The organism is Odoribacter laneus YIT 12061, from assembly GCF_000243215.1.
Taxonomy (GTDB): Bacteria; Bacteroidota; Bacteroidia; order Bacteroidales; family Marinifilaceae; genus Culturomica; species Culturomica lanea.
In genome coordinates, this window is record NZ_JH594596.1 from 2,791,797 (window position 1) to 2,812,361 (window position 20,565).

Here is a 20,565-nt window from a genome sequence, read left to right on the forward strand (position 1 = left end):
CTTTTCAGGGTTTAAATCCAAATATTCACTTTTCTTCTTTAAATTCACTTCAATCTACGTAATCATTTATTTAGAGTCCGTTTCCCTTTTTTATCAAAGGTTCTATTTTATACTTTCCGGTATGTAACAGTCCCTAAAAAGAAGGTACGGAAACCAAAGCGTACAATTGCTCATATTGCGACCGCATAGAGGAAAGAGCATAAGATATATCCTGGTGCATGACTAAATAATTTACCATACCAGCACTGATATTGAGTATATTCTTAGCTAAAACCGAAGTATCCGCATCCTTCCGTAATTCCCCTCTCTTTTTAGCCTCCAGAATCAATTGTTCCAATTTCGACAGTCGCTGCATTTTAGAAATAATGGTAACTTTCTTCAGTTCGGGAAATAAAGCAATGACCTCCACCAACAAAGAAAGAGACAATACTTCAGGAATCTCACTATTGAACGACTTGGCCGTATAATTATGAATGCCAGACATCTTTCGGATAGTCAAATCAACATATTCCCTCAAGGTCGTAATGCTATTGAATTCCATCGTCCGTTGCTTATCTATCATATCGTAATAACGAATCAGGCCTTCTTTCAAAACTTCTTCTTTGCTGCTAAAATGGTAATAAAAAGTTCCCTTCGTGATACCGACAGCTTTTTCTATATCACTTAACTTCACGGCTTTAAATCCTTTTTTTAAAAACAGCAAAAAAGCCTTTTCTATAATCAGAATTCGGGTATTTACCATTACTTTTTTATCAACATATAATATTGTTCAAATTGCATACGCATATCTGAAAAAGCATAACTCAAATCAGCACTCATCAATTCAATATTTACCATACTCATAGGAACCGACATCAAATTCCGGGCCAATACAGAAGTATCCAATGAATTGAGAATCTCTTCCTGTTGTTTTGCTTTTATAATCATTTCTTCCCAACGAGCCAAACGATTTTTTAACAAAGCATCTATTCTCTGCCGGTATACCGGAAATAAAAACTCTATTTCCAAAACCAACTGAAAATAAAATTCTTCAATAATAAACGTACCGAATAACTCTCTCAGTTGCTGCGCCCGTCTTTCTTTTTCTTGTAAGACGACTTCTATATATTCTTTTAACGAACGGATCTGATGAAATGCGGCTTCATCAATATCCTCTATCACCATAGCATAACGCTCCAAACCTTCTTTTAATATTTCTTCTTTGTTTTTGAAATAATAGTAAAAAGCCCCCTTTGTCAAACCGGTTATCTGCTCCAGATTTTTAAGCGTACAAGCTTTATAGCCTTTATTTAAAAACTCAAAAAAAGCCTTGTTGACAATTACATTTCTCGGAGTGTTCATATTTATACTTTTCGGTATGCAAATTAAATAAACTTTCTGCATATACTAAAAATAGTTTTGAATAATTTTTTATTTCCTCTTTCCAAAGTAAATAATAAAAGTAAGTGTAAAAAAACAAGACAGAAGGTGTCCATTTTTTTTACACATAACGCTTTTCTCTTTTCATTTACCACCCTGTATCTTAAATAATTACGTACTTTGGCACAAAAATAGCTATGCTTTTGACGAGAAGATGAAAAAAAGATTTAAAAAAGAAATATATGATAAGAATAGAAAATCTGAATAAAGTTTTCCGTACGGAAGAAGTGGAAACTACGGCTTTAAACAATGTCTCTATCCACATTAAGGAGGGAGAATTTGTTGCCATCATGGGACCTTCCGGGTGTGGTAAATCTACTTTATTGAATATCGTTGGTTTATTGGATAATCCGACTTCCGGAAAATACTATTTTGACGGAAAAGAAGTAGGGGCTTTAAAAGAAAGACAACGTACAATGGTTCGTAAAGGAAATATCGGTTTCGTATTCCAAAGTTTCAATCTGATTGACGAATTGAATGTATACGAAAATATCGAACTACCTCTGATTTATCTAAAGATGAAGGCCTCCGAAAGAAAAGAAAAAGTCAACCGGATGCTCGAACGGATGCAGATCAGTCACCGGGCGAAACATTTTCCGCAACAATTATCCGGAGGTCAGCAACAACGTGTAGCGATAGCTCGTGCCGTAGTGGCCGGTCCGAAGCTGATCCTTGCCGACGAACCTACCGGTAACCTGGATTCTAAAAACGGTATACAAGTTATGAATCTCTTGACCGAATTAAATAAAGAAGGAACTACCATTGTGATGGTTACTCACTCTCAACACGATGCCTCTTTTACCCATCGGATCATCAATTTATTCGACGGACAAGTTGTAACTGAAAAACCAAACTTATAAACTTAAATTTTCTCATAAATTCTTACTGAACAGAAGCCGTCCTCATGCAGACGGCTTCTGTTATATCCGATCGGAGGAAAGTAAAACTTAGCTTTCCCTGCCTTTATAAATACGATTTATGATTACTGCTATGGCACCGTCACCCGTTACATTGGTCGCCGTACCGAAACTATCCATTGCAATATAAAGGGCAATCATCAGGCCTTGGGCCGTTTCATCAAAACCCAACATGGACTGCAATAAACCCAAAGCGGCCATAATAGCTCCTCCGGGCACTCCCGGAGCCGCCACCATAGCTATACCTAACATCATGATAAAACCGGCAAATTGTCCAAAATGTACCTCCATTCCGGACATCAGCATAATGGCCATCGCACAGGCAACAATTTTCATCGTACTACCCGACAAATGAATAGTAGCACAAAGGGGTATGACAAAACCTGCTAATTCAGGACGCACTCCGTTCTTTATGGTTTGTTCCAAAGTCACAGGAATTGTAGCTGCCGACGATTGCGTACCCAAAGCCGTCATATAAGCTGGTAACATATTTTTAAATAAATGAAAAGGGTTCGCTTTTCCGACTAAACCGGCAATAAAGAATTGAAGAAAAAGCAGAATTACAGTCATAACAAAAATGACCAAAATAATCTTTACAAAAACACCCATTACACCTGCCACCTGACCGGAATTGGTCATATTTAAAAATATACCGAAAATATACAAAGGCAAAAGTGGGATAATGACAGACATAATCACGACATTAATAATATCTTTGAAATCTTCCATCATACCTTTCAACTTATCTCCGGAAATAACAGACATTCCCAATCCCAGGGTAAAAGCCAAAATCAAAGAGGTCATCACACCCATTAAAGGGGGCATTTCGATCGTAAAATACGGTGTAAGTGCTTTTACTTCCTCTTCTCCTAAAGGGGTAAGGGTCTCTGCAGTATCCAGCAACCAAGGATAAGTGAAATCACAAGTAAAATAAGTAAAGAAACCGGAAAATAAAGTAAAACAATAAGCCAACAAAGCTGTAATCAGCAAAAGCCGTCCCGCTCCTTTGCCCAAATCAGCAATACCCGGAGCGACTAATCCTAAAATAAGCAAAGGAATAATAAAGCCCAAAAAATTCCCAAACAAAGAATTAATGGTTATAAAAATCCGGACCAATCCATCCGGGAAAAACAAACCACAAACGATTCCGGCTACTATTGCAAGAATAATACGCGGTAAAAGACCTAATTTTATTTTTCTCATAAATCGGTTTTATTGTTAAAACGGTTAAGGCGCTGCAATGTTACAATTGTTTTTTTATTTTTACAAGGGAAATGCCCGAATGTAGAAAGTTTAAACATTCTGGAAGAGGTAGAAAAAGGGATTTTCTTTTCCGGGCAATTAGTTGTACTTTTGCAGAAAACGGGAATCCGTTCTAAATGCGACTTTATGACAAAAGAAAAGTGGGAAGGGCATATTGCCATTCTTTTTACCAATCTTATTTTCGGGCTCAACACCCCTATTGCAAAAACAGTCGTTCCGGTATGGATTTCTCCCACCGCTCTCACGGCTTTGCGCATGTCTTTTGCGACCTTGATATTCTGGATAATCGCTTCTTTTTTTCCCAAAGAAAAAGTCAGTAGAAAAGATTTAGTAATCCTTTTATTCGGAGCCTTATTCGGACTTGTAGGGGCTCAGCTTTCCTTTGCGACAGCTTTAAAATACACATCGCCGGTAAATATTTCTTTGATAGCGGCCATGACCCCCGTTGTCGTTATGCTGATGGCAGCAATTTGGTTAAAAGAACCGATAACTTTTAAAAAAGCGGCTGGTGTAGCGGCTGGTGTAGCCGGAGCACTGCTTCTTATTTTTCATTCTTCCGGCGCCGCCAAAGGCCCTAACGAAATGCTAGGGAACTTGTTGAGTGTGATAAACATCATTACGTACGGTATTTACCTGATCATTACCCGCTCAGTCTCTTTGCGTTACAGTCCTATTACCTTAATGAAATGGATGTTTCTTTTCTCAGCCCTTTTTTCTCTCCCTCTCGGATGGCAGGATTTAGGCACAGCCAAAGCATTCTCCGAAATGGTCCCCTTGAGCGTATTAGGTCGAATCAGTTATATTGTCTTCATCGCTACCGGATTAGCTTATTTCCTTGTCCCCATGGCTTTAAAACGGATACGCCCGACAACGGTCAGTATGTACAATAACGCTCAACCTTTAATTGCCTCGACTATTGCAATTACGATCGGGCAAGACATATTCAGTTGGGATAAACCCCTTGCAGCTGTTTTGGTATTTTCCGGAGTGTACCTGGTTACCCAAAGTAAATCCAAAGAAGAGTTGAAGGGATAAAGGGACAGTAGTAACGTCACCCCTCTTTTTCAAAGATCAGAACAAAAACTTACCATAAAAAGGGTGACAAAAGGACAGTCCTTTTGTCACCCTTTTTTACCATTAACCATCTGTATTTATTCCCTTATGCATCGTACGGGCATACCGTTCGAACGGGCTACCGCCGAAGCCGGATTCCACGATGTCTGAGACACCGAAATAGCGGTTGCCTGATGTTTTTTGGAATCGGCTGCTTCCGCCGGGTCAGCAGCAGGCGAAGAACCCCACATAAATCCCGTGGTGCTTACACCGTAAAGTTTTCCGGGACTGATTGAAATATTCTGACGGCGTCCTGCCAGCGGATACCAATCTTTTGCACCGTCAGCCGCTGTATAAACATACCCATAATAGCTCGCATTAGGAGTCATCAACGGAGATTGGAAAGCCTTTTGGTAAACGACTGCTGCTTCACTCCAATAATTTCCGGGAGCCACCTTGTAACCGACAGGACAGGGATCATAAATTGTTTTCACCCCTTTCCCTGTACTTATCTCCGTAGTTTTATAAGTATCAAAAACATATATTTTTCCGTTAGCATAAGGGTTTCCCCACAAATTATCATCAGGCGTTTCAAGCCAGTCGGTCAGCGTATAACTAACCTGATAATAAAACTGCATCGGATTCCGTACAGCATCTTCTATCTGCTTTCCTCCGATCTCAAAAGACCATTTCATATTTTCGGCCGAATTGATAATCGTACCGACAGAATCATATGTATAAGCCGTATAACCGGGTTGGGTGTAATCGTCCGGTCCGCTACATCCGAAGGCCAAATCGCCATCTTTACGACTATTGCCATCGCCATTACCAGCAGCTGCCGGGAACGGATCCTTGCGTCCCCATTGGTAATAAAATCCCAAAGCATAATCGCTGCCTACCTCATTCGAAATAGCACCCAGATTCCGGTCAAGTACCTGAAATGCTTCCGTGCCCGTCTCATAGGAATTATAGGGGTGAGCTTGTAAATCGGCCACACACCAGATATGCCAGCTCCAAAGTATTTCGCCATTAGCATCTTTAGCAGCAATGACAGCATTTCCGGGATGGAAAGTTTCTCCGGTCGTAAAATAAATATAGCCATTCTTATAACTAATGTCGTTGGCAATACCTGTACCATCGCTATAATAATCCTGCCAGAGCAACTCGGCTGAAACCGGGGCAAGAGTGGTAGGCGTAATGCCGGGAGTTGTAGCATTATTTCCCTTCACACAAGCATTAAACATATACGTTCCGGCCTTAGAAACGACGTAACAATTCGATGTACCTCCGGCACTCAAATCGGAAGCGATCACTTCAGGACGTCCTTCCTGCGTCACATCTATTTTCTTCGTCACAGCATTCGGTGCCACCCCAGCTGTGATGGTTACCGTAGCAGGAGGCATAGCCTCAAAAGTTTTGTTTTCTTCCGCCGATATCACTAAGGTATGTTCATCTTTTTTTGTAACGACACACCAGGTTTGGTCGGATTCTGCTTTCCAGACTTTATTACTGCTGATATAAAAGTCTGCATCAATACCGTTGTACAGAATCCGCAATGATTCTACCTCTGGTTCAATTGTCATCACAGCCGGAGCAGATCCCTCCTGCGACACGGTAAACGAAACTTCATCTGTATCGTCACCAGAAGAAGCTACTACTGTTACAACAGCCTGAGGCATCGCCTCGGTACCGGTATTTTCTTCCGCTATCAAACGGAACGATTGAGCCGAGGATTCAATTTTCACCCAGTCCTGAGAAACCTCTACATTCCAGTTTTTCCCATTAGTTTCTACCTGAATATCCAGAATACCGCCAGCCTCACCGAAAACCACGTCTTCATCTGGGAGTAAACGCAGTGTCGTCACCTCTGCCATTACGATTTCATCTTTGGTCGAGCAAGCCATCATACAGCAAAACCCCACCATTATTATTCCTATAGCTAGTATTTTTTTCATAACATTTTCCATTTTTTGTTTGACGAATTGCTACTCCTTGGCACAACGAACATTGAATCCATAAGTAATCATAATATTCGTACGAGCATACCCTCCTTCTTCGAAGCCGATAGCATAATTAAAACCAGTCATCAAATCGTAGGGATTCGTTTCACTGGTCCACACCCAGCCACTACGACCTATCAACGTCAGACGTCCATTCTGGAAATTACGGTATCCCTGAGCCGGAATCCAATCTTTGCCGCGTATGACCCCTTTATAATCTTCCCAGGAAATCGTACTGTTAGAACCCGAAAAATAATTACCCAATTCCGTTCTCGTCGGTAGTCGCCAGCCCGGCGGACAAGGATCACTTTCTCCCGTCCATTCTGTCCCGTAATTAGGCAATGCCTTGATTGCAGTAAAAAAGGTTGTAGCGGCGGCCGAAGCAGTCGAATGGGTATGAGCATCACTCTCTTTTGAAACATTCCAATCGGAAACAAGATTTGTATTTACTATATTAGCGGCAGTATAACTTACTCCATCTTCCTCACCTTGAGCAAACGCAATTTCTTCATTAGATGAAATGACCTGATCCGGATAATGCCCTACACCAGAAGAAGCAACAAACGGATCTTTACGCCCCCATTGGTAGAAAAGCCCAAATTGCGATACCTCACCCGGTAAATCAGAAACAGCACCCAAATTTACACACATCATATTGCGTTCGCGGGCTTCCAGCACCTGGTCGGTAAACCAAATGTGCCAGCTCCAAACAACTTTACCCCCTTCCACTAACGCAACAACAGCATTTCCCGGTTTAAAATCGCTACACACAAATGAAATATAACCATTTTCAACCTTTGGTTCTAAAACCAAAAGTCCTTCCTGGGTAGCCCAAATCCAATCGGCTGAACAAGAGGAAAAATCGGAAGCTGTCGGCAACCCGCTCTTTCCCTGCACCCGCGCATCGAATTTATAATAACCCGCTTCTGAAACGACATAACAATTGGCACATCCTTCAGCACTTAAATCAATAAGATTAAATCCGGTCTGATTGACTTTCAAACTCATCGTGGCAAAATTATCCTCCAACTGATCAGCCGAAGTTTTCACCGTAATCGTCGCCTCCGGTAACGATTGAATAGTAGAATTAGGGAGGGCACTCACCACAAAGCCATCTCCATCCGAGGTGGGGACCACTTTACACCAATCCTGATCGGAGTATACAGTCCACTCTTTTTGATTCGTACGTACCGCAATCGTACGTTCTCCTCCTTCATTTGTAAAAACAATGTCGGTCGAAGGTGTCAGACCGACCTTAGCTTTGGACACGTACACATAGTTCGTGTCCTCACAAGCAATAAATCCGACAGTAGCCAAAAGACATACCATAGATCTTACCACTGAAGTCAATTTTTTTTTCATAAGTCAAGTTTGGTTTAAAAGCTGAATTCAACTTGCAAATGCAACAGAATTCTGATTAATAATTTGTTTAAATATTTCGTTTGGCGTGAGGTATCCAAGTCTTTTACGAGGTCGATTATTGAGTTTATTTTCAATCCACTTAATCTGTTTGTTGGTTACTTCACTAAAGTCCTTACCCTTTGGGATATACTGCCTGATAAGCCCGTTGGTGTTTTCATTGGCACCACGTTCCCATGAGTGGTATGGTTTGCAAAAATAGAATTTTATTTCCAATTTTTGCGCAATTTCCTCGTGCTTTGCAAACTCCTTTCCATTGTCAGCCGTAATTGTGTGTATTAAGTTTTTCACTTTCCGCAGTGCCCATACTGCAATCTTAGCTACCGGGATGGCTTCTTTTCCCGACAACTTGCGTATCCAGACCCTGCTTGTTGCTCTGTCGTTAATGGTAAGAATGGCACCTTTGTGGTTCTTACCAATAATTGTATCTATCTCTAAATCACCAAATCTCTCCTTCAGTTCCACTATCTCGGGACGCTCATCAATATCCACCCTGCCTGGGATAAATCCTCGCCCTGCATTTTTAGAACCACGTTTGGCATACCTGCGACCTTGTCTGCGAAGATATTTGTGCAGTTTGCCACCCCGCCGCTTATCCTCCCAAATCCAGCGATATATCGTTTCGTGAGATACCATCGCAATTCCCTCCAAGCGGCTCCTGCCGACAATCTGCTCCGGGCTGAATCCTTTCTTCAACAGCTTTATTATCCGTTTTCTCATTGCCGGTGTAAGCACTTCCTTGCGATGTTTTTGCTGCTTGCGCCTGTCTGCTTTTCGCTGGGCAAGCTCCATGCTATAGCTACCACTTCGGGCGTCGCAATTGCGCTTTATCTCCCTGTAAACAGTGCTTTTATCTACTCCGATAGCTTCCGCTATTGCTTTTTTGCTCATCGGTATTTGCAACATCATAGAAATTGCATACCTTTGTTCCTCGGTTATATGTTTGCTCATCTGCAACTTTTTTTTCTTTGGACGGACAATTAAAGCAAAGATAGCAAACTTTATCCATTCAGAGTGAGAGAAAGGGGGACATTGTCTCTCTTTCCTCTCTGAAAAATAAATGTTTTTATTGCTTATTATCCGCACCCAAAAAGTTGCATTTATAAGTTGAACTCAAGAAATATAAAAATTTACAAAGCCAGATCATTCAAATGAATATCAAACCTTGTAATAAAAACATCCTTAAAGATAGCCTCGGTATAAAAATAAAATCGAATAATTTATTTGTATATTGGATATTTTCTCCTTCCTAATAAAATTTTAAACTATTCTTATTTTATCTATACCACCCCTTCAAAACCCATCTTGAATTACTTAATGAACGGATTTAAATATATTTTTTTTAAAATCAAACAAATATATAAAAATAACTATACAACATTGGAAAAATTTCAAATAAGTTTGTCTTTAGGAAAGAATAAAATTCGAGAAAATGAAGACTTTATTATGAAAATAAAAATCGATGAGTAGTAAAAAAAAAGACCGAAAATTAAAAAACCGGCGAAAATTTTACATTTCAGCCGGTTTTACACATTTTACCCTTATTTTCTTATTTATTCAGATAAGCACATAACATCCATACTAATTTTTCCTGCTCTGAAATATACGGGGTCAACAAATCCTGCGTTCCGTCATCCCCATTATCAGCTGCTACTGCCAAGATCTCCCGTTCCTGATTGATCAATACGGAAAGATTTTCCAAAACAATCCGTAAACATTCGTCTCCGTCCGATACGTTTTCTGTAGCTTTCAATGAAGCCGCCTGAGCATAGGCTGCATAAGAATGCAAAGGAACTCCCCCCAATGTCAAAATACGCTCTGCCAATTCATCTACCTTTTCGATCGCATCATTGTACAACTCTTCAAATTTTGCATGAAGTACGAAAAAACGATTACCCTTAACATTCCAATGAAACCCTCGTAAATTCTGATAGTAAATCTGAAAATTCGCTAATAAACTATTTAAAAGTTCGATTTCTTTTTTTGATTGTTCGGCATTCAAACCGATGAAGTCTGTTGTTTTCATAATTAATTGTATTTATTGATTTATACTATTTTCTTTCTTTGATACAAAGATAAAACAACTAAACATATAAATCAAATCGATTGTTTTTACTTGTTAATAAATTATAACTATAACAACTGTCTATAAACACATTATACGTAAAAACAAAATCACAAGATACAGGAACTTATTTTTATAAACCCGATTTATCTCCTCTTCCAGAGATTTTCCAAACTTTTTCTATTCTAAACGAAGTAAATGGTCAGCACTTTGGAGTATCTTATTCCGGAGCAAAGGCGGATAAGAAGGATGAGCTTCTAAAAAATCCCTTACACTATTCGCTGCCGCAGGAGAACGATGACCTCTTAAAGTAGCAGCCACCCAATTTTTCGGGAAAAAAATATCCCCTGTACGTTGAATATCTTCCAGAGCTTCCAGAGCAGGCCGGATATATTTCAAGGCTTCTTTTTGCCGTAAAGGATGGTTTAAATAAGAAATTACAGCAAGGGTCCAGGGTTCTATTTGCCGGTTTTCGGCTTTTAAAAGAGAAAAAAACAGGGAATCTCTGACTTCTGCACAAGGACTCAAAGCGCGGGCCACATAATTAAACTCCCGGCGGCGGTCGGGATTTGTTATCCTCGACTGCTGTATTTCCAGCATCTCTTCACTCTTTTCCGGCAAACGTATACATAACTCATAGGTCATATTCATATAATCCCGTTCACTGAGATACAAGCCTTCCGGCAATTGTTGTAAACGCCAGATCGTATATATTTTCTGGGAACAAGAAGGGGAACGAAAAATACGGAGTAGCGTTCGGAAAGCCCCTAACCGGTATTCTTTTCCCAAGGAACTATATATCAAGGTCAGGCATTTTTCTTCCGCTTTTTGTATACTTTCTTTATCTGTACAGAGATCTGCACAACAACTTTCCAGATATCCTAATAAAGCAGAATAAATCAAGGGATTTTCTTCTCTCTGTATAGATGTCAATATGGATGTCAGAAAATCAGCAGACTTTAATTTCCCTTGTCTTTTATTTTCATAAAGGGCCATGAGAATACTCATCCGATGGAGAGGATCCTGAAAATCTTTCCAGTGCTTCAGTCCATAAGAAAGAGAAGCCGTGTCCAAAGCAAAATATCCGTATCCTTTTCCTCCGCCACCCGGCACTACAATATCCGTTTCCGCTGCTAAAGAAATCCGGGTCTTCTCTTTTTCCAACAACATCTCCTTTATTTTTATCGAATCGCCCTTCACGAACATTACGCTTACCGGTTGCGCCCATTGGATACCTCTATTCCAGGTATCTCGCTGAACCAACCACCACCAGCCCTTTTCTTTCCGGGCAGAAATTTCCGGTAATCCTTTTTCATGAACCCAAATATGGCTCCATTTTTTCAGATCGACCGGCGTATACCGGTCCAGGATATCCATTAATCCCTCCCAATCAGCATTGGAATAAGCATAAGTGTCCAAATACTCCTGTATCCCTTTCCGAAAAGCCTCTTCTCCCAATTGCTTTTCCAACATTTGCATGACAATAGGAGCTTTATTATAAATAATCTGTCCGTATACCAATCCCGCATCTTTCAAATTCCCCAAGTCTTGTTTAATGGCGTTGCTTCCCGCTGTCCGGTCCTCCGAATAAGAAGCAGCATAAAAATTTTTCAAATCATTCAAAGTATGATTTACGGCAGGAAAAAGAGGTTTTATCATCTTAGCTGCAAAAAAATTGGCGAAAACTTCTTTTGTCCACACATCGTCAAACCATTTCATCGTAACATAATCACCGAACCACATATGTGCCGTTTCATGAGCAATCAGCTCAGCTCGTCCCAGCTCTTCATTTACGGTAGGATGGCTTGTTAAAAACATTCTATTGTCATTATACAAAGTCGCTCCGGTATGCTCCATTCCGCCGAATTGGAAACCGGGTAAAATAATTAAATCGTATTTGGCAAACGGATAGGGTATCCCCGTATATTCTTCCATCCAGTTCAAAGCTCCGAACACCTGACCGGCAATAAGGGGCAATTGAACTACCCGCTGCGGGTCTGTCTCCCGGTGATAAATGGAAATATCTCTTCCCTCCTGTGTATAGAAAGCCCGTTCAAAACGTCCTGCTACAAAAGAAAATAAATAAGTACTCAAAGGTTCCGTCTCTGCAAAACAGACCCAACGATTTTTATCTGCCTCATAAGCGTCTTTTTCCGGAGCATTACTCACAGCTTGCCATTCTTGTGGAAGGCGCAGACTCAAAGTAAAACGGGCTTTCAAGTCCGGCTGGTCAAAACAAGGAAATAAAGTACGGGCTCTATCCGGTACCAGTAAAGTATACATATAATCTTCATTCCGGTTTAGAGACCGATCTCCGGCAATAAATACGATCTCCATCCGGTTGAATCCAACAACACTTTCCGAAACGGGAATAATGATATGCTCCTTCTCAAACCGATAGGCTGAAAGCTGACCGTTAACCGTGATCTGTTTTATCTTCTCCCGGTCCTCCCTGAAGTCCAGGATAATCTGTTCCGGCTTTGACAGATGAAAAGAAATCTCCACCTTTCCTTTTACCGCCTCTTTTTGCTGTGCGGGAAGATGAAACTCCAATTTATATTTCAAATCAGAAACGGAAGCTTTCCGGTAAACAGCCAATTCTTTACTTACTCCGGGAACTGCCAAATTTATTTGCCTTTGTGTACATCCCCCGATAAAAAACAAACTACAGATTCCCCACCACAAATATACATTCTTCATACCACCTATCTTTATATTTTTAAAATGCTCTCCCTTTGAAAGCAAAATGGACTCCAAATTTCAGATTTACAAATTTAAAGATATTGTCCATTTATCGAAACAACAAATAAAAAGAAAACTGTCCTATAAGTTTTTTCGGACAGTCCCTTCTTAAAGCTGAAAACATATAAAACCTTCCGGAAGTATCTCACTCCAGAATTTCATCCAAAAGATAGCGTAATTCTGTTTCTTGATCAAAGGCATACCTGACATAATCGTCATAAGATAAGGGATAAGAAGGGTAAAAAACTTTTCCTCCAAATGCCGTATAGGGATCCGGATGAGTTTCTTCCAGATCTTTTATAAATTCCCGGAAATCAGCCTTTAAAGAATCTTTGGGGAATAAGGATTGAGCAGACACGATTCCACTTAAGCAGAGAAATCCGATAATAAAATTAAGTTTCATCGTTTACGTTTTCTTCTTACACTTTTTTCCTGTGTTTCCTTATTCATTTTTCAACACCTCCACCGGATTAGTATTCGCAGCTTTCCAACTTTGATAACTTACCGTCAGTACTGTAATAAGCAAAGTTGTCACTCCTGCCAATAAAAATACCCACCAATATACAGGAATCCGGTAAGGAAAACCCGACAGCCATTCCCGAACCACATACCAAGCAAGAGGTATCGCCAAAACAAAAGCAAATACAATCAACTTCAAAAAACCTTTGTTTAACAAAGCTATCATCTCTACTTCCGTCGCACCGTTTACCTTGCGGATACCAATCTCCTTGATGCGGAATCGGGCATTGAATAAAATCAGTCCGTAGATCCCCATCAATGAAATCAATATGGTCACCACTCCGAAAACAGAAATCAAACGGGCAAAATGTTCCTCCTGTTGATACAACCGGGCCGCAAATTGATCCAGAAAACCGACATAAAAATCTTCCACAGCGTATTGCTTTCCCAGATTTTGAATATAACCGACAGTTTCAGGTAAGCGGTTACCGCTCACTTTCAGCAATATAAAATTATTTATCTGATCGTCACCGCACACAAAAGCCATCGGCCCGATTTTTTCCCGGACGGTATTAAAATTAACATCCGCTGCAATACCGACGATCTGTCCCTTATTGTCATAACATTTCACTTCCTTTCCCAAGATATCATCCAAATCATATTTCTTCAAAAACTGACGGTTAAAGATTAATTTGTTCATCCCCTTGGTAGAGTGTTCAAAAAAATCCATCCCCTCCTCTATTTTGATATGGAAAAAACGCAAGAAATTATGCCCTACAGGCCATATAGCGAAATTTACTTCTTTTCCGGCTACCTCCCGTCCCCACCAATTTCCAACTTGCCCGGGCAGATAACCGGTAAGCGTGTGTTCCCTTATTTCCGGACAAGCTTCCAAATCGCGAGTGAAAGCATCTAACTGACGACGGATATTGTCCTTCAAAGGCACATACAACACATTTTCCCGCTCGAAACCTGTATCCATATTCCGCATATAATTGTGCTGAAGTTTGATAAAGCAAGCTACTGTAATCAAGACAACAGTACAAATAAACTGAAAGACTACCAATGAATTTCTCAACCGTACTCCTTTGGGAGTCAAAGCAAATGTTCCTTTCAACACCAAAGCAGGCTGGAAAGAAGTCATATAAAAAGCCGGGTAAATTCCTGCCGATAAACCCAGTGCGAAGGCACTACTTCCAATTATCGCCAATAGTCCCAAATGACTTGACCACTGCAGGTCAGCGTTAAAAAAACCGATTAAAGGCGAGGAAATAAAAAGGTTTGTCCACACAAATGATAAGCCGAAAGCCAGCAATGAAACAAAGGCCGACTCAGCAATAATAGTTCTTTTCAATCGTCCGGAAGTGCATCCCAGGATTTGCTGTGTATTCATCCGCCGGATGCGGACAGGAGCCAATGCCGTTGAAAAATTTATAAAATTTACATAAGCCACCAGGAGAATCAAAACAGCAATAGCGGATAACGAAAGCGTTGTGTTTAAATTTCCCTTTTCTACATTTCCTTTGCCCTGCCCTTTAAAATAGAGATCTTTTATCGACTGTATTTCATAACGGATTGAAGCAAGCTGCTCTTTTTTCTCTCCTTGGAACTCTATAGCTGCAATCTTGCGTACTACTTCTTCCGGCTGTATTCCAGCCGGTAATTTCATATAAAAAACATAAGGCCAATTCCACCAAACCTTCTCTTCTACAGGCCGTAAAACAGCATTTCTCATGGTACTATTTTTCGGGAAATCCTCATAGATCAAGGTTACTGTTGCTTCTTTTCCATCAGCCATAAATGTTTTTCCCAAAGGCGTCTTCTCACCAAACAATCGTAAAGCCATACTTACAGGTATAGCGGCGGACTGTTTATTTTCCAGACAACTTTCCGGATCTCCCGCTTTAATGTGAGGGGAAAACACTTCAAAAAAGTCAGGACTAACGATACAATAATCTTCCTCAAAAGTCTGCCGATCCCCTTTTTCATTTGTCACCACCATTTTCTTCGGACCATCGTATGCAACTATTGCCCCCGCTTCAATATCCGGCACTGATTCCAGTATCTGTTCGGCCAAAGGAGCACATATACCGAAATAAGTGCCGTATTCTTTCATACAAATATTCAAACGATAAAGCCGATCGGCATCTTTATAGGAACGATCATAACCCAATTCATAACTCACCTGAAAACCGATGATTGTCAAAACACTAAAAGCAACAGATAAACCGACAATATTTAATATAAATGCCAGCTTATTCCGTTTTAATGTCAATAAAAATTCCCGAAACATATTTATACAACTTATCACATTTATAAAATGAGTCTCTCCTTGTGTTCCCTTCCTGAAAGACAATCTATATTTTTATTTCTATCTTTACTCACTTCTCAACACTTCCACCGGATTAGCATTCGCAGCCTTCCAACTTTGCCAGCTAATCGTCAGTAAAGTGATCACCAGAACAATCAAACCGGCTAACAGGAATATCCCGGCAGAAAGCGTCGTTCTATAAGCAAAACTATTCAACCAGAACGACAGGGCATATCCAGTCAACGGACATGCAATCACAAAAGAAAGAAAAACTAAACGCAAAAAAGTACCGTTGAGCAAAACGACCATCTGCCAATTCGTAGCCCCATTCACTTTTCTTAACCCAATTTCTTTGGCTTTGAACTTAGCGTTAAACAATACCAGTCCGTATACGCCCATCAAGGCGATTAAAATAGTAGCCAAACCGAAAACATTGACCAACTTTCCCAAACGCTCTTCATTCCCGTACAAACTATTGAGATGATCGTCCAAAAATTTCACGTCGTAACCATAAGTAGGAGAAAAATTATGAAGAGTATTCCGGATATGGGTCAAAGCTTCGTTCCGAGCTGCAGCATTGATTTTAATATAAAAATAATGAGCCCATTCTTCCTTTATACCCAGTAATAAAGGACGGATATTCTCCTGAAGAGGGAGGAGATTAAAATCCTTTACTATTCTTCCCACTTTCATTCCGGCCATTTCTTTTCCCATCGGATCGAAACCGTATTTCTCTTTAAATGTCTCGTTCACCATTATCGTACTATCACGTGGCGATATACAAGAATCCCCTTCCAACACTTTCAATCCAAAAAAATCCAGGTAATTGGGTGCAACCATACAGACATCACAGTCGATCATCCGGTCTTCACCATTGACAGAAGCATTAAAAAGCCAATGTTGCATATCCACATCCCCTATTAATTCCGAAGCGGAAGTAATATTGACGATGGCCGAATTATGTAATAACTCATTGCGAAAGGCATTTCGTTGAGTAAATATATCCCCGTTCGCTTTCAAAAAAACGACATGTTCTTTGTCGATTCCCCAAGGTCGGTTTTTCATCCATTCCAATTGGCGGCTGATAAGCAATATGCCGATAATCAATGCGACGGAAACAACATACTGAAAAACAACCAATGTATTACGCAAATAAACTCCGCACGGAGACAGAGCCGGCGAACCTTTCAACACCAGAGCCAGCGGAAAAGAAGTCATATAAAAAGCCGGATAGCATCCTGCCACCCACCCGACAACAAGACTTATTCCGATTATGAAGAACGACAGCTCCGTATGATGCAAAGGATTTAAAGAAGCATACAATGCTTCCTGTAAAGAAGTTGTACCCAGTAAATAACACCACAAAAATCCCAAGAAACAAGAAATAAGCGCAAACATCATGGCTTCGGAAACAATGCAAAAATGCAAAAAACGATTTGTCGCCCCAAACGTCTTCTGGGTATTCAAGCTTTTAATCCGCGAGGGAGCCAATGCTGTCGAAAAATTCACAAAGTTCACAAGGGCTACAATCAAAATCAAACATCCGATCAACAGTAAAACATTTGTCATAGCTTTATTTCCACTAGCTTCCCGGACATGTCGTACATCAGCAAAATAAAGCTCTTTTAACGGATAAAACTCTATTTCGTAATCTCCTAATCTATCGGTTATTTCATTATTTACCCCATGCAATTTATATTCTAAGGCCTGAAAATCTGTTCCCTCCGGAATGACATAATACGTTTCATAATTCCACTGATTCCAACTTTCCCATTGATTAAAACTCCCGGAATAAGGCATGTTCTGAAAAATAGAGTTAGAAGGTACATCCCGGTAAACGGCAGCAATTGTCATTTCCCGGTTTCCACCAAATAACACTGTTTTTCCAACAGCATCAGTCCCCCCGAAATATTTCCGTGCTAAACTCAAAGGTAAAAACAGCTTATTTTTCTCTGTCAAAGCTTGGCGATAATCGCCTGCTACTACTTCCAAGTCAAAAACGCGAACGACGCAGGTATCCGTATATCCATAACTATCTTCAAAAAAATCCATATCTCCACTCTGCCTGACAACAGTAAAGGCCGCCGAGCCAAAAGACTTTCCAATAATACAAGAGAAAGACAATTCAGGTATTTCAGACTTTATCAGCTTATAAAACGGTTTAGGAACCAAAGAGGAATATTGATTTCCAGACTCCTTTTTCATTTCCAATCGGTAAATCTGATCGGCTTTCGGAAATGAATCGTTATAGCTATATTCGTAATCCACCTGAATCAAAATAGCTGTAAATACGGCAAAGGCCACAGACAAACCAGCAATATTTAAAATACTGGCTCCCAATGAACGTTTTAAAACATGGAAAAAATTACGAAAAATCTGTACCATAAAATATAATGAAAGCGTTTCATAGTAAACAAAATCAAAATCTATTATATTTAGATAACAAAATTCATACCACACACAATAACACAATGTAAATCAGTAATTTAAAATTATAAAATTCTATTTATGATGTCAAATTATTAGACAAGACTTGCCCATTTTTTAGACATAGAAAAATTCTTTTTCTGCTGAGGGATAAGCTTTTATCTTTTTATTATTCCCGATTCATTTTCAAAGTTTCTGCCGGATTTATTCTAATTCCCCGCCAGCTTTTCAACAATAGAGTCATACAGATCACAAATATTGTTATCAAAAGTCCGGAAACAAAGATTTTCCAAGTCAAAGAAATTTGTACAGCAAATTGCCTCAACCATAAACTTCCGGCATAATAAGCACTTGCTATTACAAAAGGCAGAGACAATAAAAATAAGCTTCCTAAGTGATGAAACAACAGCAAGAAAATTCTATTCATAGAAGCCCCGTTTACTTTCCGAATTGCAATTTCTTTCATACGGTTATTCAATTCATTTCCGACAAAACCCATTAATCCTAAAATCACCAGGGATAAAGCCAAACTGAAAACCAGCGCTACCCTATTCCGCATCATGCGGACCTCCTGATACATTCTGTAAAAAGTATCTTGAAAACGACACAGGGTCACACGGGGTTGTTCTAATAATCTTTGAATTGTACTCTCTACAATACGAACCTCTTCATGAACAGGAGAAGAGATTCGAAGCAGCAAATAAAGATATTTCTCTGCTATTGAATGCACTAACGGGCATAAGAGTAAAGGTTACTGTTCGTTATAAAAAGATCCGATTTGAAAATCCGTACAAACTTCTCCTATCTGCTTAATTTCTCCTCCCATTAAAAAAAAATTTTTATCATAATCTTGTTTTTTCAATAATTGAACAAAACGTTCATTGACGACCACCTCTCTTCGTTTTTGGACAACATTCGGTTCTGCTTGTCTATCTGTCGAAGGGACTTGGAGTACTTTCAGAAAATCCTCATCCACAGCACAATAACGGGAACACACTAATTCTCTTTCGTTTTCTGCATGATATGCACATGTTCCATTCAGAAAATGAAGCGGAATATCTGTAGCGACAGACACTCGCATTACAAACGGCAAACGTTCCAGTTCTCCTTTTAGACTCTGCGCTTTTACAAGCCCTCCTTCATTTTTAAACCGGGCATAATATAATCCTTCTAGAGAATATCCTTGTTCTGTATGAACCAAAGTATCGTATTGTCCTACAAAAATGAGAAGCAAAATCGTAATAAACCCGGTCACTGTGAACTGTACCCACAATAATCCTCTTTTCCACCAATAGCGGTTGCAAATCAAAGGACGGAACGCTTGCAGGACAGATATAGAAGAAAAAATTTTAGCCGGAATGAAGCCGGCAAAAAAGATAAAACCTCCGATAAGGCTTAAAAGGGCAAGGAATACCGGTACCGTACACAAACTATGCAAGAAAGAAACAAACATTATTTCTTTTAAATAAGGCTTTACACTCCAAATAATTCCTACTGTAAATGCCAAAGCGATTCCTATAAACACCACTGCTTCTGTTAAGAACAGAGCAAATATATCGTTCATCGTAGCCCCATTCACCTTACGAATACTGATTTCCCTAGCCTTTACGCTCCAGGAAGAAAAAGAAAGCAAAATGTAATTTAATATAGATATAAGTAATACTACAAATGCCAGAGCATACAAGAGAGCTATTTCCTCTGATCGGTTTTCCAGCTCGATTTTTTTACCGGCTGTAAAGAGTAAGTTTCCCCTGCATATTCATTTTTCTCATATTCTTTGACAACCGTTCCCATCTTCACTTCTACTGTCGCAGGTTTCACCCCTTTTTTCAAACGTAGATATCCTCGGAAACTCTCCTCTCCGTTCCAATCCATACTGCTGCTTTCCCGCAATGTTTCCAGCTACCGAACCACATCAAAATACAGATGTGTATTTTCCGGTACAGTTTCAAATATTCCCGTCACTATCCAGCTTCCCTCTTCAGTTACCAATTCCTGTCCGACAGCTTGCCGGTCTCCAAACATTTTTTGAGCAAACTTTGCCGAAACAAACACTTGTCCGGGTAAAACCAAGTCTTCTGCCGGATTTCCGGCATATAACGGACGAGGAAATACATTGAAAAAAGATGTATCGGCATATATGGTCCACGCCTGTATATAATCTTCTCCTTTCTGATATTCGAGGGATTCCTGTCCAAAAACGACAGTAGCGGATTCTATCTCCGGAATATGATCTGCCATTGCAGGGGCAAGAGGGGCCCGGATAATCCAATTATAATCTTCCCATTGTCCATTGACAATTTCCCACTCCTGAATTCTGTATATTTCGTCCGCCCCTTCATAAAAACGATCGTAGGAATAAACAGATAAATTATAAGCCAATACTACAATTCCGACGACCATACCAATTGTCAGAGACAAAATTTTTGTCACAGTATCTCCTTTTCCCTTTTTGATCTCTCTTATGACAGAAAAGAAAGCTTTCATTCT

Annotated in this window: 17 protein-coding genes and 1 pseudogene; 2 read left to right on the forward strand and 16 right to left on the reverse strand. The window is 39.9% G+C overall.

Features of this window, described 5'->3' with window-relative positions:
* Nucleotides 1-133: 133 nt before the first annotated feature.
* Both HMPREF9449_RS11585 and HMPREF9449_RS11590 read right to left on the reverse strand, forming a co-directional pair.
* Nucleotides 134-742 carry a TetR/AcrR family transcriptional regulator gene (locus HMPREF9449_RS11585; protein ID WP_009137453.1) on the reverse strand — a complete coding sequence of 203 codons (609 nt, stop codon included), beginning with the start codon at nt 740-742 and terminating at the stop codon, nt 134-136.
* Entirely contained in the window at nt 742-1,341 is a 600-nt protein-coding gene (locus HMPREF9449_RS11590) for a TetR/AcrR family transcriptional regulator (RefSeq protein WP_009137454.1), read from the reverse strand. Before HMPREF9449_RS11590 ends, HMPREF9449_RS11585 begins: the two co-directional genes overlap by 1 nt.
* A 260-nt stretch (nt 1,342-1,601) precedes the next feature.
* Here HMPREF9449_RS11590 and HMPREF9449_RS11595 point away from each other — a divergent pair, with 260 nt between their 5' ends.
* Entirely contained in the window at nt 1,602-2,279 is a 678-nt protein-coding gene (locus tag HMPREF9449_RS11595) for an ABC transporter ATP-binding protein (RefSeq protein ID WP_009137455.1), read from the forward strand.
* A gap of 87 nt (nt 2,280-2,366) precedes the next feature.
* Here the strand turns inward: HMPREF9449_RS11595 and HMPREF9449_RS11600 are convergent, their stop codons facing one another.
* Nucleotides 2,367-3,539, reverse strand: coding sequence for a dicarboxylate/amino acid:cation symporter (locus HMPREF9449_RS11600; RefSeq protein WP_009137456.1), 1,173 nt, complete (start codon nt 3,537-3,539; stop codon nt 2,367-2,369).
* 186 nt (nt 3,540-3,725) lie between these two features.
* Here HMPREF9449_RS11600 and HMPREF9449_RS11605 point away from each other — a divergent pair, with 186 nt between their 5' ends.
* Nucleotides 3,726-4,634 carry a DMT family transporter gene (locus HMPREF9449_RS11605; RefSeq protein WP_040611856.1) on the forward strand — a complete coding sequence of 303 codons (909 nt, stop codon included), beginning with the start codon at nt 3,726-3,728 and terminating at the stop codon, nt 4,632-4,634.
* Nucleotides 4,635-4,750: 116 nt separating this feature from the next.
* On the opposite strand, the gene HMPREF9449_RS11610 is transcribed toward HMPREF9449_RS11605, so the two are convergent.
* From HMPREF9449_RS11610 to HMPREF9449_RS11670, 13 genes and pseudogenes are all read right to left on the reverse strand, one after another.
* The gene (locus HMPREF9449_RS11610; protein WP_009137458.1) at nt 4,751-6,607 is read right to left on the reverse strand and encodes a BACON domain-containing protein; all 1,857 of its coding nucleotides are present in this window, start codon (nt 6,605-6,607) and stop codon (nt 4,751-4,753) included.
* Nucleotides 6,608-6,637: 30 nt separating this feature from the next.
* Entirely contained in the window at nt 6,638-8,014 is a 1,377-nt protein-coding gene (locus tag HMPREF9449_RS11615; protein WP_009137459.1) for a BACON domain-containing protein, read from the reverse strand.
* 27 nt (nt 8,015-8,041) lie between these two features.
* Nucleotides 8,042-9,022, reverse strand: a complete 981-nt coding sequence (locus tag HMPREF9449_RS11620) for an IS30-like element IS4351 family transposase (protein WP_009136301.1) — start codon at nt 9,020-9,022, stop codon at nt 8,042-8,044.
* A gap of 598 nt (nt 9,023-9,620) precedes the next feature.
* Nucleotides 9,621-10,097, reverse strand: coding sequence for a Dps family protein (locus HMPREF9449_RS11630; RefSeq protein WP_009137461.1), 477 nt, complete (start codon nt 10,095-10,097; stop codon nt 9,621-9,623).
* A 219-nt stretch (nt 10,098-10,316) separates the two neighbouring features.
* Entirely contained in the window at nt 10,317-12,836 is a 2,520-nt protein-coding gene (locus HMPREF9449_RS11635; RefSeq protein ID WP_009137462.1) for a M1 family metallopeptidase, read from the reverse strand.
* Between the two features lie 187 nt (nt 12,837-13,023).
* Nucleotides 13,024-13,281 (reverse strand): hypothetical protein, encoded by a 258-nt coding sequence (locus HMPREF9449_RS11640; protein WP_009137463.1) that lies wholly within the window; start codon nt 13,279-13,281, stop codon nt 13,024-13,026.
* A 39-nt stretch (nt 13,282-13,320) separates the two neighbouring features.
* The gene (locus HMPREF9449_RS17035; protein WP_390621394.1) at nt 13,321-14,730 is read right to left on the reverse strand and encodes an ABC transporter permease; all 1,410 of its coding nucleotides are present in this window, start codon (nt 14,728-14,730) and stop codon (nt 13,321-13,323) included.
* 234 nt (nt 14,731-14,964) lie between these two features.
* Nucleotides 14,965-15,630: pseudogene (locus HMPREF9449_RS17040) on the reverse strand (ABC transporter permease); the annotation flags it as partial.
* A gap of 84 nt (nt 15,631-15,714) precedes the next feature.
* Entirely contained in the window at nt 15,715-18,033 is a 2,319-nt protein-coding gene (locus tag HMPREF9449_RS11650; protein ID WP_040611398.1) for an ABC transporter permease, read from the reverse strand.
* A gap of 211 nt (nt 18,034-18,244) precedes the next feature.
* On the reverse strand, nt 18,245-18,775 hold the full coding sequence (locus HMPREF9449_RS11655; protein WP_040611400.1) for an ABC transporter permease: 531 nt from the start codon (nt 18,773-18,775) through the stop codon (nt 18,245-18,247).
* Nucleotides 18,776-18,826: 51 nt separating this feature from the next.
* Nucleotides 18,827-19,759, reverse strand: a complete 933-nt coding sequence (locus tag HMPREF9449_RS11660; protein ID WP_040611402.1) for an ABC transporter permease — start codon at nt 19,757-19,759, stop codon at nt 18,827-18,829.
* Nucleotides 19,760-19,764: 5 nt separating this feature from the next.
* Complete coding sequence (locus HMPREF9449_RS11665) at nt 19,765-19,950, reverse strand: hypothetical protein (protein WP_009137468.1); 186 nt, start codon at nt 19,948-19,950, stop codon at nt 19,765-19,767.
* Between the two features lie 27 nt (nt 19,951-19,977).
* On the reverse strand, nt 19,978-20,508 hold the full coding sequence (locus HMPREF9449_RS11670; protein WP_147640069.1) for an ABC transporter permease: 531 nt from the start codon (nt 20,506-20,508) through the stop codon (nt 19,978-19,980).
* Between the last annotated feature and the right edge of the window lie 57 nt (nt 20,509-20,565).

Coding starts and splice junctions, on each gene's coding strand:
- HMPREF9449_RS11585 (WP_009137453.1), bottom strand. CDS start 742: ATGGTAAATACCCGAATTCTGATTATAGAAAAGGCTTTTTTGCTGTTT.
- HMPREF9449_RS11590 (WP_009137454.1), bottom strand. CDS start 1,341: ATGAACACTCCGAGAAATGTAATTGTCAACAAGGCTTTTTTTGAGTTT.
- HMPREF9449_RS11595 (WP_009137455.1), top strand. CDS start 1,602: ATGATAAGAATAGAAAATCTGAATAAAGTTTTCCGTACGGAAGAAGTG.
- HMPREF9449_RS11600 (WP_009137456.1), bottom strand. CDS start 3,539: ATGAGAAAAATAAAATTAGGTCTTTTACCGCGTATTATTCTTGCAATA.
- HMPREF9449_RS11605 (WP_040611856.1), top strand. CDS start 3,726: ATGACAAAAGAAAAGTGGGAAGGGCATATTGCCATTCTTTTTACCAAT.
- HMPREF9449_RS11610 (WP_009137458.1), bottom strand. CDS start 6,607: ATGAAAAAAATACTAGCTATAGGAATAATAATGGTGGGGTTTTGCTGT.
- HMPREF9449_RS11615 (WP_009137459.1), bottom strand. CDS start 8,014: ATGAAAAAAAAATTGACTTCAGTGGTAAGATCTATGGTATGTCTTTTG.
- HMPREF9449_RS11620 (WP_009136301.1), bottom strand. CDS start 9,022: ATGAGCAAACATATAACCGAGGAACAAAGGTATGCAATTTCTATGATG.
- HMPREF9449_RS11630 (WP_009137461.1), bottom strand. CDS start 10,097: ATGAAAACAACAGACTTCATCGGTTTGAATGCCGAACAATCAAAAAAA.
- HMPREF9449_RS11635 (WP_009137462.1), bottom strand. CDS start 12,836: ATGAAGAATGTATATTTGTGGTGGGGAATCTGTAGTTTGTTTTTTATC.
- HMPREF9449_RS11640 (WP_009137463.1), bottom strand. CDS start 13,281: ATGAAACTTAATTTTATTATCGGATTTCTCTGCTTAAGTGGAATCGTG.
- HMPREF9449_RS17035 (WP_390621394.1), bottom strand. CDS start 14,730: ATGAATACACAGCAAATCCTGGGATGCACTTCCGGACGATTGAAAAGA.
- HMPREF9449_RS11650 (WP_040611398.1), bottom strand. CDS start 18,033: ATGGTACAGATTTTTCGTAATTTTTTCCATGTTTTAAAACGTTCATTG.
- HMPREF9449_RS11665 (WP_009137468.1), bottom strand. CDS start 19,950: ATGGATTGGAACGGAGAGGAGAGTTTCCGAGGATATCTACGTTTGAAA.